The organism is Streptomyces sp. WAC06614 (assembly GCF_003949795.1).
Lineage (GTDB): Bacteria > Actinomycetota > Actinomycetes > Streptomycetales > Streptomycetaceae > Streptomyces.
In genome coordinates this window covers 20,764-33,457 of the sequence record NZ_RPRY01000046.1, presented here as the reverse complement: position 1 = coordinate 33,457, position 12,694 = coordinate 20,764, and the positions used below count along the sequence as shown (strand labels likewise).

At 74.2% G+C, this 12,694-nt stretch carries 10 protein-coding genes; 2 read left to right on the top strand and 8 right to left on the bottom strand.

Annotated features, from left to right (window positions below):
* On the top strand, nucleotides 1-1,421 hold a 1,421-nt coding region (locus EF918_RS09470; RefSeq protein WP_260610013.1), incomplete at its 5' end, for a MinD/ParA family protein.
* 103 nt (nucleotides 1,422-1,524) lie between these two features.
* Here EF918_RS09470 and EF918_RS09465 read toward each other — a convergent pair.
* Nucleotides 1,525-2,484, bottom strand: coding sequence for a bifunctional riboflavin kinase/FAD synthetase (locus EF918_RS09465; RefSeq protein WP_125643700.1), 960 nt, complete (start codon nucleotides 2,482-2,484; stop codon nucleotides 1,525-1,527).
* A gap of 97 nt (nucleotides 2,485-2,581) precedes the next feature.
* Complete coding sequence (locus tag EF918_RS39010) at nucleotides 2,582-4,033, bottom strand: hypothetical protein (protein ID WP_312847823.1); 1,452 nt, start codon at nucleotides 4,031-4,033, stop codon at nucleotides 2,582-2,584.
* Here EF918_RS39010 and EF918_RS39005 point away from each other — a divergent pair.
* The gene (locus tag EF918_RS39005) at nucleotides 3,996-4,991 is read left to right on the top strand and encodes a hypothetical protein (protein ID WP_312847822.1); all 996 of its coding nucleotides are present in this window, start codon (nucleotides 3,996-3,998) and stop codon (nucleotides 4,989-4,991) included. The two genes, EF918_RS39010 and EF918_RS39005, sit on opposite strands and share 38 nt — an antisense overlap.
* Before the next feature lie 1,226 nt (nucleotides 4,992-6,217).
* Here EF918_RS39005 and truB read toward each other — a convergent pair.
* The 6 genes from truB to nusA all read right to left on the bottom strand — a co-directional run bounded on the left by truB (nucleotide 6,218) and on the right by nusA (nucleotide 12,692).
* Nucleotides 6,218-7,123: a tRNA pseudouridine(55) synthase TruB gene (gene truB / locus EF918_RS09455; RefSeq protein ID WP_125643698.1), complete on the bottom strand. Its 906-nt coding sequence runs from the start codon at nucleotides 7,121-7,123 to the stop codon at nucleotides 6,218-6,220.
* Nucleotides 7,120-7,566 (bottom strand): 30S ribosome-binding factor RbfA, encoded by a 447-nt coding sequence (gene rbfA / locus EF918_RS09450; RefSeq protein ID WP_125643695.1) that lies wholly within the window; start codon nucleotides 7,564-7,566, stop codon nucleotides 7,120-7,122. The genes truB and rbfA overlap by 4 nt, the downstream gene beginning before the upstream one ends.
* 25 nt (nucleotides 7,567-7,591) lie before the next feature.
* Nucleotides 7,592-7,885, bottom strand: a complete 294-nt coding sequence (locus EF918_RS09445; protein ID WP_125643693.1) for a DUF503 domain-containing protein — start codon at nucleotides 7,883-7,885, stop codon at nucleotides 7,592-7,594.
* Nucleotides 7,886-8,038: 153 nt separating this feature from the next.
* The gene (gene infB, locus EF918_RS09440) at nucleotides 8,039-11,125 is read right to left on the bottom strand and encodes a translation initiation factor IF-2 (protein ID WP_125643691.1); all 3,087 of its coding nucleotides are present in this window, start codon (nucleotides 11,123-11,125) and stop codon (nucleotides 8,039-8,041) included.
* 147 nt (nucleotides 11,126-11,272) lie between these two features.
* Entirely contained in the window at nucleotides 11,273-11,560 is a 288-nt protein-coding gene (locus tag EF918_RS09435) for a YlxR family protein (RefSeq protein WP_125643689.1), read from the bottom strand.
* A gap of 145 nt (nucleotides 11,561-11,705) precedes the next feature.
* A complete protein-coding gene (gene nusA, locus EF918_RS09430) occupies nucleotides 11,706-12,692 on the bottom strand; it encodes a transcription termination factor NusA (protein ID WP_125643687.1) in 987 nt (328 codons plus the stop codon).
* Nucleotides 12,693-12,694: the final 2 nt, after the last annotated feature.

Below are 12,694 nucleotides of genomic sequence, written 5' to 3'. Positions count from 1 at the left end.
CCCAGGACGTGCCCGCGCAGCCCCAGCCGCCCCAGCCCCCGGCCGGGTACGGGTTCCCGCCCGTGCCGCCGGCGCCGCAGCAGCCGCAGGCCGGTGCCCCCTGGGCACAGCAGCCTCAGCAGCCCCAGGCCCCGGTGCCGCCGCAGGCCCAGCCGCCCGTGCCGCCGCAGCCGCAGCCGCAGCCGCAGCCCCAGGCGCATCAGCAGCCGCACCCGCAGCAGTGGGCCCAGCAGCCCGGCCCCGGCGGCCCTGGCGGCCCCGCTGCGCAGGACCCGCGGTACCAGGCCTCGCCCGCCGGCGGTGCCCCGCTGGGCTACACGGCCGCCGTCGAGCTGTCCTCCGACCGCCTGCTGCGCAACAAGCAGAAGCCGAAGAGCAGCCGCGCCGGCTCCAACTCCCTCTTCCGGCTGGGCGGCAAGGCCGCCGAGGCGGAGCGCCAGCGCAAGCTGGAGCTGATCCGTACGCCGGTCCTGTCCTGCTACCGCATCGCGGTCATCAGCCTCAAGGGCGGCGTCGGCAAGACCACGACCACCACCGCCCTCGGCGCCACCCTCGCCACCGAGCGCCAGGACAAGATCCTGGCCATCGACGCGAACCCGGACGCCGGCACCCTCGGCCGCCGCGTGCGCCGGGAGACCGGGGCGACCATCCGCGACCTGGTCCAGGCGATCCCGTACCTGAACTCGTACATGGACATCCGGCGGTTCACCTCCCAGGCCCCCTCCGGCCTGGAGATCATCGCCAACGACGTGGACCCGGCCGTCTCCACGACCTTCAACGACGAGGACTACCGCCGCGCGATAGAGGTCCTGGGCCGCCAGTACCCGATCATCCTCACCGACTCGGGCACCGGACTGCTGTACTCCGCCATGCGCGGGGTCCTGGACCTGGCCGATCAGCTGATCATCATCTCCACCCCGTCCGTGGACGGCGCCAGCAGCGCGAGCACCACTCTCGACTGGCTCTCCGCCCACGGTTACGCCGACCTGGTCGCGCGCTCCCTCACCGTCATCTCGGGGGTCCGCGAGACCGGAAAGATGATCAAGGTCGAGGACATCGTCCAGCACTTCGAGACCCGCTGCCGCGGGGTCGTGGTCGTGCCCTTCGACGAGCACCTGGCCGCCGGCGCCGAGGTCGACCTCGACATGATGCGGCCCAAGACGCGGGAGGCGTACTTCCACCTCTCCGCCCTGGTCGCCGAGGACTTCGTCCGTGCCCAGGCCCAGACCCAGCAGCAGCCGTACGGCGGTCAGCCGCAGCCCTACCCGCAGCAGCAGCCGTACCCGTACCCGCCCCAGCAGCCGACGCCGCAGCCGGGCCCGTACGGCCAGCCCGGCCCGTACCAGCAGCCTCCGCAGGCCCCGGCGCAGCAGCCGCAACAGCCGCCCCAGCCCCCGCAGGACCCGCGCCAGGCCCAGTAGGCCCGGAGGAAGGTCCCCGACACACGCCGAGGGCCCGTACCGTCCGACCCGGACGGTACGGGCCCTCGCCCGTCGGTGGTGGTGGCGGCCGACCGGCGCCGGCTCAGCCTGCGGCGCTGTCGTAGGCCTCGGTCAGCGCCCGCGCCCGCTTCACGTCGTCGGCCATGGCCTCCAGCAGGCCGTCCAGCGAGTCGAACTTGGCCATGCCGCGCACGTACGCCAGGAAGTCCACGGTCACGTGCAGCCCGTACAGGTCGAGCCCCACCCGGTCGATGGCGTACGCCTCGACGGTCCGCGCGGTCCCGTCGAACTGCGGGTTCGTGCCGACCGAGATGGCCGCCGGCATCCGCTCGCCGTCCGCGGTCAGCCAGCCCGCGTACACGCCGTCGGCCGGGATCGCGGTGTGCGGCAGGGTCTCGACGTTCGCCGTCGGGTAGCCGAGCTCGCGGCCGCGCTGCGCGCCGCGGACGACGACGCCCTCGACCCGGTGCGGACGCCCGAGGATCTCGGCCGCGCCCTCCACGTCCCCGGCCGCGACCAGCCGGCGCGCCAGGGTCGAGGAGAACGGCTCGCCGCCGCCGGCCTCGCCGCGCACCACCAGGTCGACGACCTCGACCTCGTAGTCGTAGGTGGCGCCCAGCTCGCGCAGGTAGGCGACGTCCCCGGCGGCCCGGTGGCCGAAGCGGAAGTTGGGACCCTCGATGACCTGGCGCGCGTGCAGCTTGTCCACCAGGACCTTGACGATGAAGTCGGCCGGGGACAGCTGGGAGAACTCCGCCGTGAACGGCAGGATCAGCAGCGCGTCCACGCCCAGGTCCGCCATCAGCTCGGCGCGACGGTGGTGCGGGGCGAGCAGCGGCGGGTGGCTGCCGGGGCGGACGACCTCGCTCGGGTGCGGGTCGAAGGTGACGACGACGGAGGGCACCCCGAGCTCGCGGGCCCGGGCCACGGCCCGTCCGATGATCAGCTGATGTCCCCGGTGGACACCGTCGTAGGAGCCGATGGTGACGACGCTGCGTCCCCAGTCCTGGGGGATGTCCTCCAAGCCACGCCAGCGCTGCACTGTGACCGCTCCTCGCCCGAACCCGTGTAGTGCCTGTAAAAATGTGCAGGTCTAAGACTGCCATGCCGGTGCTCAGGGGCCCGCATCGGCGTCCGGCTCACGCCAGGGTCACGTCAAGTGTGCCAGGTCCGGCGATGCGTCCCGTGAGCGTTTCCACCATCCGTCGAGCGCCCGGCCCGAGCAGGGCCGAGGTCTGGGCGGCGTCCTCGGCGAGCCACCGCGCGAGCAGGTCCCCGAACCCGGGCGCGGCCCGCACCAGCTCCACCGTCCGCCGCTCGAACAGGGCCGGCCCGCCGGGCGCCCGCAGCAGCTGCCGCCCGGTCCGGCGCAGCAGCTGCCGGGTGCGCTCGGGCGGGCACGACCCGGCGCCGTGGGCGAGCGCCCCGAGGGCCGCGTCCAGGACGACCGGGTCCTCCTCGGCGGCCAGCAGCACGACGGCCAGCTCGCCCCGCAGCTCCCACGAGGCCTCGGCGCCGGGCGCGGCGAGGACGGCCGCCAGCGCGGTGCGGACCACGGCCGGGCCCCGTAGCAGGTCGGCCACCAGCGGCAGCAGCACGCCCCGGGCGACCGGGCCCTGGTCGAGGCGGTGGTCGACGAAGGCGGCGGCGTGCGGGGCGTCCTCGGGGTGCCGGGCGAGGTGGTCGCGGACCAGTTCGGCGGCGCGCCGGGCGAGCCCCGGGGTGGTCAGCGGGGCCAGGGCGCGCAACACCTCGCCGTCGGCCCGGGCCCGCAGGGCCTGGAAGACCCCGTCGGGGTCGGGCAGCAGGGGCAGGGCCGCCACCAGGGCCTCGGCGGGGAGGCGGGAGCCGCCGTGGCGGAAGCAGTCCAGGGCCTGGGGGAGGTAGCGGGCGCGTTCCTGCGGGTCGCGCAGCAGGACGGCCAGGGCGCTGCCGTGCAGGGCGGTGTCGGGCCGGGCCAGCAGGGCCCGGGCGGCGTAGCGCAGCAGTTCGCGGTCGGCCGGGGTGCGGACGTGGGGGGCCACGGCCGGCCCGTACGTGGCGGCGGCGACCCGGCGTTCGGGCCGTTCGTCGTGCGCCCAGCGGTCCACGGCGCGGCACATCGCGGCGGGCTCCTCCTCGGCGAGGACGGCGAGGAGTTCGTCGGCGCGCGGGTGCGCGGCGGCGACCAGGGCCTCGGCGAGGTCGTCCACGGCGAGGGCGCGATGGGTGTGCAGCAGCGCCTGCGCGGCGGTGGCGACCGTGGCCCCGGGCCGCCCGCGCAGGGTGCGCCCGTCCCCGAACCAGGCGGCGACCAGGGGCTGGACGCCACGGGGATCGCGGACCAGCCGGCGGCGGGCGGCGTCGAGGTAACGGTCGGCGGGCCCTGGTCCGGGTCCGGGTCCCGGTCCGGGCCCTGGTCCCGGGGGCGGGTCGGCGGGCAGGACCCGGCGCAGCAGGTCCAGGCGGACCGCCTCGGGCAGCCGCAGCCGGTTGAAGAACGACCCGCCGAACTCCCCCGGCCCGGACCGGACCACATGCTCCGCCAGCCCCTCCAGCACCTCGGTGTACGGCGTGGCGTCCTCGACCCGCAGGAGCACCTCGCGCAGCAACCGCCGCGCCCACCAGGCACGTTCGTCGTCCGGTTCCGCTCCGCCGGACGCGCTGGCCCGGCGCCTGGCCGGCCTGCTGTCCACCCTGGGTGCCCTCGGGGCCCAGGCGGTGGCGGGGGACGGGGAGGACGGGTGCGGGGAGACGGCGGTGGACCAGGGAGTCCAGGGCGGTCGGTACGTCGAGGTGCCCGGCCTGGAGCCAGTCGGCGAGCTCCTCGTCGGCGAGCCGGTAGCCGGTCCCGGCGGCGACGAGCAGGCCCTCGGCCAGCACTGCGGCGGCCCAGCCGGTGCGCCGGGGGAAGAGCTCCTCGAAGGAGGCCCGGTCCAGTTCGCCCTGCCCGGGGCCCAGGCAGCGGCGGGCCGCCTCGTGCAGTCGGCCGGCCACCCGGGCGGCCAGGCGCCGGACCCCCGGCCCGTGGACGGACGCGCCCTCGCCCGCGGCGATCCGTACGGCCACGCGCAGGCACATCAGGTCCAGGTGGGCGGCGAACACCTCGGCGCGCCCGGGCGTGCCCCCGGTGACCCCGGTGGCGCGGATCCCGGAGAGCAGGCGCAGGGTGAGCGGATGCCGGGCGTCGGCGGCGCGGACGGCCCCGTCGGGAATGCCGTACCGGGCCCGGGCGGCGGCCGCCTCGTCCGGGGCGAGGTCACCGAGCCGGAGGGCGGGCGGCAGGTGCGGGGCCGGGCGCCCGGGGAGGTGGAGGTCCTCGGCCGGGCAGAGCGCGCCGGCCCGCTCCCAGAACTCGGGCCGGCAGGCGAGCACCGCCTGCGCCCCTGCCTCCCGCAGCCAGGCCGTGCTCCGGGCGGTCCACTCCCCCAGCCGGTGCGCGAGGCGGGCCGGCATCTCCTCGGGCGCGTCGAGCAGCACCAGGAGCGGCCGCCCCGCCGCCTTCGCCAGGGCGGCGATCCGCTCGGCACTGCCGTCCCCGCCTCCCGGCGACACCGACGAGCCCGGTGAGCCGTCCGGCGCCCCTGCGGGCCCGGGCGAGGCGGCGGCGGTCGAGCCGGGTGAGCCGGTCGAGGCGCTCCGGGCCGCGGCGGTCAGGGCGCGGGTGACCGCCGTGGCGAGGGAGGCGTCGTCGGGGTGGAGGTCGGCCCCGCGCAGCCAGATCGTGGGGGCCGGGGCGGGGCCCTGGGTGCGGCGGCGGGCCAGGGCCGCCAGTTCCGTGGTGCGGCCGGTGCCGGGGGCGCCGACCAGGGCGGTCAGCGGCCGGCCGGAGGCCGTGAAGGCGGCCAGCTCGGTCACGACGGCGGGGCGTTCCACCGGCTCCGGCCCGTCCGGCAGCGCGGCCGGGGCCAGGGTGGCGCCGGTCAACCGGAGGGCGCCGGCGAGGTTGAGGTCGGCGCCGTACGCGGGGACGGTCGCCGCGTTGCGTGCCAGCAGCACGGCCAGCGGCCCGCCGGGCCCGGCGGCGGCCGCGCGGCGCAGCGCCACGGCCCGGCCCGGCCCGTGCCGGTCCGGGTCCCCGGTCGTGCCGAGGACCGCGAGCACGGACCCGGTCCCGGCGTCCAGCACCGGGCCGCCGCGGGCCTCGCCGCCCAGGCGTAGCGCGTCCATGCCGTCGGTGCCCAGCGCCAGGGCGATCTCCACCGACGGTCCGGCCTGGGCGGGTCCGGCGGCGGCGCCGAGGACCCGGGCCTGGCGCCAGCCGCGGGCGGCCAGGCGTACGTACCGCCCGGCCGGCAGCGCGTCGCGCACGGTCACCGGCAGCGGCCGGACCCCCAGTCCGTCGGTGGGGACGAGGGCCAGCCCGAGCGCGGGCAGCGGCAGCACCTCGGCCGCCTCGACCACGCAGGTCCGCGCCGCGGGCCCCGGGCCCTGCACCACCAGCTGTGCCAGGCCGGCCACCACGTCGTGGCCGGTCACGACCGTGCCCCGGTCGTCGGCCACGAAGCCGCTGCCGCGCGGCCGTCCGACGAGATCGCAGATCCGGACCAGCTCCCCCGTGACCTCCATCCGACGACCGTAGGTCGATGAAGATCAGCGGGAAAAGCACGTGGGACGAAAGCGCCCCCTTACGCTCCCTCCCTTCACTCCGAGCGCCTGCTCGGACGGGTGAAGAGGGGCGTCCGGATGGATAGAGACCTACCCGAGGGGGGTCGTGGAGCGGTGAGCAGCACCACCGGTGCTCACCGCTCCACGTCGTTCCGTCGTCCCCGTCGGTGCCGTCGTGCCTGCCGGCCTCAGGCGAAGACGGCCAGCGACTTGGCCTTGCCGCCCTTGTTCTCGACCAGGGCGAGCAGCTTGCCCTCGGGGCCGAAGACGGCCACGGTCCGGCCCGGCGCGTACACGTCCGGCATCTCCAGCCGGACGCCGTTGGCCAGCAGCGAGGCCCGGCGGGCCTCCAGGTCCCAGCGCGGGAAGGCGGCGGCGGCCGCCTCGGCGAGGGGCATGACCGTCAGCTCCTCCTGGAGCTGGTCCAGGGTGCGCGCGCGGTCCAGCTTGTACGGGCCGACCCGGGTGCGCCGCAGCGCGGTGAGGTGGCCGCCGACGCCGAGGTCGGCGCCGAGGTCACGGGCCAGGGCGCGGATGTACGTACCGCTGGAGCAGACCACCGAGACCACCAGGTCGACGACCTTGGTGCCGTCCTCGGCCTCGGCCTCGCGCATGTCGTAGACCTGGAACGAGGAGATGGTGACCGGCCGGGCCGGGATCTCGAACTCCTCGCCCTCGCGGGCCCGCTTGTAGGAGCGCACACCGTTGATCTTGATGGCGCTGACCTTGGACGGCACCTGCATGATCTCGCCGGTCAGCTTGGCGATGCCCGCGTCCACGGCTTCCCGGGTGACCCCGGAGGCGTCGGTGGCGGAGGTGATGTCGCCCTCGGCGTCGTCGGTGACCGTGTTCTGGCCGAGCCGGACGGTGCCCAGGTACTCCTTCTCCGTCAGCGCCAGGTGCCCGAGGAGCTTGGTCGCCTTCTCGACGCCCAGCACGAGCACGCCCGTGGCCATGGGGTCGAGGGTTCCGGCGTGACCCACCCGGCGGGTCCTGGCGATCCCGCGCATCTTGGCCACGACGTCGTGCGAAGTGAAACCGGACGGCTTGTCGACGATGACAAGGCCGTCCGGAGTCGTGCTTACCTTGCTCATTCCGCGGCTGCGTCCTCGTCCTCGCCCGGCTTCTTGTACGGGTCGGCCTCGCCCGCGTACGTCGCGCCCGAGGAGGCCTCGCGCACGGCGGCGTCGGAGAGCCGCGCCTTGTCGAGGAGGTCCTCGATGGTCTTGGCGTTCTCCGGGAGGGCGTCCGCGACGAACGTCAGGGTCGGCGTGAACTTGGTGCCCGCCACCCGGCCGACCGCGGAGCGCAGGATGCCCTTGGCGCTCTCCAGGCCGGCAGCGGCGGCGGCACGGTCCTCGTCGTCGCCGTAGACCGTGTAGAAGACCGTGGCCTCCCGCAGGTCACCGGTGACCCGGGTGTCCGTGATCGTCACGTGGGTGCCGAGCCGCGGGTCCTTGATGCCACGCTGCAGCTTCTGGGCGACCACCTCCCGAATGAGGTCCGCCAGCTTCTTCGCCCGCGCGTTGTCGGCCACTGGTCCGTCTCCTTTTTCCTTGCATTCAGTCTTCATCACCGTGGAGCCGGCGTCGCACCGACAGCAGCTCCACCTCCGGGCGCGCAGCGACCAACCGCTCACAGCGGTCGAGCACGTCCGACACGAACCCCGCGTCCCCGGACACCAGCGCGACCCCTATCCGGGTCCTGCGGTGAAGGTCCTGGTCACCCACCTCGGCCGCGCTCACAGAGAACTTGCGCTGGAGCTCGGCGACGATGGGCCGCACGACGGAGCGTTTCTCCTTCAACGAGTGGACGTCGCCGAGGAGCAGATCGAAGGACAGAGTCCCCACGTACATGCAGTTCCGGATGTCCCGCCGGTTCGGGTTCGGTGACCTGTCAGCCAGCGCGTGACAGGGACACCAGAACCGTACACGCAACGGCCGGGGCCGATCGACGGAAATTCCGCCGACCGGCCCCGGTCACGACACGGCTGCGATGAGCGCCCGGCGTCAGCCGCGCGGCTTCTCGCGCATCTCGTACGTCGCGATGACGTCGTCGATCTTGATGTCGTTGTAGTTGCCGAGGTTGATACCGCCCTCGAAGCCCTCGCGGATCTCGGTGACGTCGTCCTTGAAGCGACGCAGACCCGTGATCGTGAGGTTCTCCGCGACGACCTTGCCGTCGCGCAGCAGGCGCGCCTTGGTGTTGCGCTTGACCTCGCCCGAGCGGACCAGGACACCGGCGATGTTGCCCAGCTTGGACGAACGGAAGACCTCGCGGATCTCCGCCGTACCCAGCTCGACCTCTTCGTACTCCGGCTTGAGCAGACCCTTCAGGGCCGCCTCGATCTCCTCGATGGCCTGGTAGATCACCGAGTAGTAGCGGACCTCGACGCCCTCGCGCTCGGCCATCTGCGTGGCACGGCCGGCCGCGCGCACGTTGTAGCCGATGACGATGGCGTCCGAGCCCATGGCCAGGTTGATGTCGGACTCCGTGACCTCACCGACGCCGCGGTGGAGGACCCGGATGTCGACCTCTTCGCCGACGTTCAGCTGGAGCAGCGAGGACTCGAGGGCCTCGACCGCACCGGACGCGTCACCCTTGATGATCAGGTTCAGCTGCTGGACCTCGCCGGCCGCGAGCACCTTGTCGAGGTCCTCGATGGACACCCGGCGGGTGCGCTTGGCGAAGTTGGCGTTGCGCTCGCGCGCAGCGCGCTTCTCGGCGATCTGGCGGGCCGTGCGGTCCTCGTCGACGACGAGGAAGTTGTCGCCGGCGCCGGGGACGTTGGTGAGACCCAGGACCAGGACGGGGGTCGACGGACCCGCTTCCTCTACGTTGTTGCCCTTGTCGTCGAGCATCGCCCGGACGCGGCCGTACGCGTCGCCGACCACCATCGTGTCGCCGATGCGCAGCGTTCCGCGCTGGACCAGGACCGTCGAGACGGCACCGCGACCACGGTCGAGGTGGGACTCGATGGCGATGCCCTGCGCGTCCTGCTCCGGGTTGGCCCGCAGGTCGAGCGCGGCGTCCGCGGTCAGGACCACGGCCTCCAGGAGCTTGTCGATGTGCAGGCCCTGCTTGGCGGAGATGTCGACGAACATCGTGTCGCCGCCGTACTCCTCGGCGACCAGGCCGTACTCGGTCAGCTGACCGCGCACCTTGACCGGGTCCGCGCCCTCGACGTCGATCTTGTTGACGGCGACGACGATCGGGACGTCCGCGGCCTTGGCGTGGTTGAGCGCCTCGATGGTCTGCGGCATCACACCGTCGTTCGCCGCGACCACCAGGATCGCGATGTCGGTGGACTTGGCACCACGGGCACGCATGGCGGTGAACGCCTCGTGACCCGGGGTGTCGATGAAGGTGATCTTGCGGTCCTCGCCGTTGACCTCGGTGGCGACCTGGTACGCACCGATGTGCTGCGTGATACCGCCGGCCTCGCCCGCGACGACGTTCGTCTTGCGGATCGCGTCCAGCAGTCGGGTCTTACCGTGGTCGACGTGACCCATGACGGTCACGACCGGCGGACGCGGCATGAGGTATTCCTCGCCGCCCTCGTCCTCGCCGAACTCGATGTCGAAGGACTCGAGCAGCTCGCGGTCCTCCTCCTCCGGGCTGACGATCTGAACTTCGTAGTTCATCTCGCCCGCGAGGAGCTGGAGGGTCTCGTCGGAGACGGACTGCGTGGCAGTGACCATCTCGCCGAGGTTCATCATGACCGCGACCAGCGACGCCGGGTTGGCGTTGATCTTCTCCGCGAAGTCGGTGAGGGACGCACCGCGCGACAGGCGAACGGTCTCGCCGTTGCCGCGGGGCAGCATCACGCCGCCCACGGACGGGGCCTGCATGGCCTCGTACTCCTGGCGCCGCTGCCGCTTCGACTTGCGGCCACGACGGGCCGGGCCGCCGGGACGGCCGAAGGCGCCCTGCGTGCCACCACGGCCACCGGGACCACCCGGACGACCGCCGAAGCCCGGACGGCCACCGCCGCCACCGGCACCGGCCGGACCGCCACCGAAGCCACCGGGGCGCGGGCCGCCGAAGCCGCCACCGCCGCCACCCGGACGGGCGCCGGGACCGGCCGGACGGCCGGCGAAGCCGGGACGACCGCCGCCACCGGGACCACCGGGACGACCGCCACCGCCGGGGCCGGGACGACCGCCGCCGGGGCCCGGACGCGGGCCGGCAGCGGGACGCTGCGGCATCATGCCCGGGTTCGGACGGTTACCACCGGGGCCACCGGCACCGGGGCCGGGACGCGGACCGCCCTGCGGACGCGGCATGCCGGCCGGCGAGGGACGGGGACCGCCCTGGCCGGGAGCACCCTGCGGCCGGGGACCGGCCTGGCCGGGACCCTGCGGACGCGGACCGCCCTGGCCGGCGCCGGGGGCGCCGGGGCGCGGCGCGCCGCCCGGACGGGGCGCCTGCGGGCGCGCCATGCCGGTCGAGCCACCGGAGGTGAAGGGGTTGTTGCCCGGACGCGGACCCGCGGGACGCGGGGCGCCGGGACGCGGGGCCTGGCCGGCACCGCCCGGACGCGGGGCCTGGCCACCGGCGGCCTGACCGCCCGGGCGCGGCGCGCCGGGACGGGGGGCCTGGCCGGGAGCGGCCGGACGCGCGCCCGCCGGGCGCGGACCCGGAGCCGCGGCGGGACGCTGCGGGGCAGCGGCCGGGGCCTGGAACTCCGCGGCGACCGGGGCCGGAGCGGCCGGAGCCGGCTTCGGCGCGGGCTTGGGACCGGGACGCGGGCCGGAGGCGGCCGGAGTCACCGGGGTGCTGACGGACGGAGCCTCGGCAGCGGCCGGCTTGGGGGCCGGGGCACCGGGCTTCGGGGCAGGACGTGCCGCGGTCGCCGGGGACGGCGCTGCGGGCTTGGCGGGCGCGGCCTTGCGGGGCGCGCCGGGCTTGGCAGCGGTCTTGCCGGCGCCACCGCCGGGACCCTGCAAAGCGTCGGTCAGCTTGCGTACAACGGGCGCCTCGATCGTCGAGGACGCCGAACGGACGAATTCACCGAGTTCCTGGAGCTTGGCCATGACGACCTTGCTCTCCACACCGAACTCCTTGGCGAGTTCGTATACCCGGACCTTAGCCACTTCGCTCCTTTTAGGTCCGGGTTACGCCGGACCGTCGCTACTTCATGGGCGTACTCATCGCGTACTCATCGAGTGCTCATCGCAATCTCGACCTACTTCCAACTCGCGAGGTACCTGACCGCACGGGGTTCCGTGCCGTACTTCTTCTTACGGTGTCGCCTCTGCGGCCTGCTCGACCGCCGTGCGCAGCGCCGCCGTGTCGAGCACTCCCGGGAACCGAAGGGCCCGGGAGAACGCGCGGCGGCGCACCGCCTGGTCGAGGCAGACCACGGCGGGGTGCACATAAGCACCCCGGCCGGGCAGCGTACCGCGACGATCGGGGACGCATGCGCCCTCGACCGCCACGATCCGCAGCAGATCGCTCTTGGCCGCTCGCTCCCGGCACCCCACGCAGGTGCGCTCAGGGCATGCGCGGGCATGCGTCCGGCCAGACACGCTTAGTCTACCTCCCCGTACCGACCTCACCCCTTCGGGCGAAAAATCGAACGGACGTTGTCGTGATCCACCGGGTGCGGTTCCTGTCCGGAACCGTCCCCTCGATCTTGTCTACCCGCCGGAGGAACCCCGGCGGAAGCGGTTTTTATTCCGCGGCCGGCTCGGTGTCGGGCCGGATGTCGATCCGCCAGCCGGTGAGCCGGGCGGCGAGGCGGGCGTTCTGGCCCTCCTTGCCGATGGCCAGCGACAGCTGGTAGTCGGGCACGGTCACCCGGGCGGAGCGCGAGGCGAGGTCGACGATCTCCACCTTGCTCACCCGAGCGGGTGACAGGGCGTTGGCCACCATGTCCGCCGGGTCGTCCGACCAGTCGACGATGTCGATCTTCTCGCCGTGCAGTTCGGCCATCACGTTGCGCACGCGGCCGCCCATCGGGCCGATGCAGGCACCCTTGGCGTTCAGCCCGGAGCGGGTCGAACGCACCGCGATCTTGGTGCGGTGACCGGCCTCACGGGCGATCGCGGCGATCTCGACGCTGCCGTCGGCGATCTCCGGGACCTCCAGGGCGAAGAGCTTCTTCACCAGGTTGGGGTGGGTGCGCGACAGGGTGACGGACGGGCCGCGCACACCCTTGGCCACCCGGACGACGTACGTCCGCAGGCGCAGGCCGTGCGGGTACTCCTCGCCGGGGACCTGCTCCTGCACCGGCAGGATGGCCTCCAGCTTGCCGATGTCGACCAGGACGTTCTTGGGGTCCTTGCCCTGCTGGACGACACCGGTGATGACGTCGCCCTCACGGCCGGCGAACTCGCCGAAGGTCAGGTCGTCCTCGGCGTCGCGCAGACGCTGCAGGATCACCTGCTTGGCGGTGGTCGCGGCGATCCGGCCGAAGCCCGACGGGGTGTCGTCGAACTCCTGGGCCTCCTGGCCCTCCTCGAGGTCCTGCGGGTCCTCCTTCGCCCACACCGTCACGTGCCCGTTGGTGCGGTCCAGCTCCACGCGGGCGCGGCGGCGGCTCCCCTCGGTGCGGTGGTACGCGATGAGGAGGGCCGACTCGATCGCCTCGACGAGCAGGTCGAAGGAGATCTCCTTCTCCCGGACCAGACCCCGCAGGGCACTCATGTCGATGTCCACGG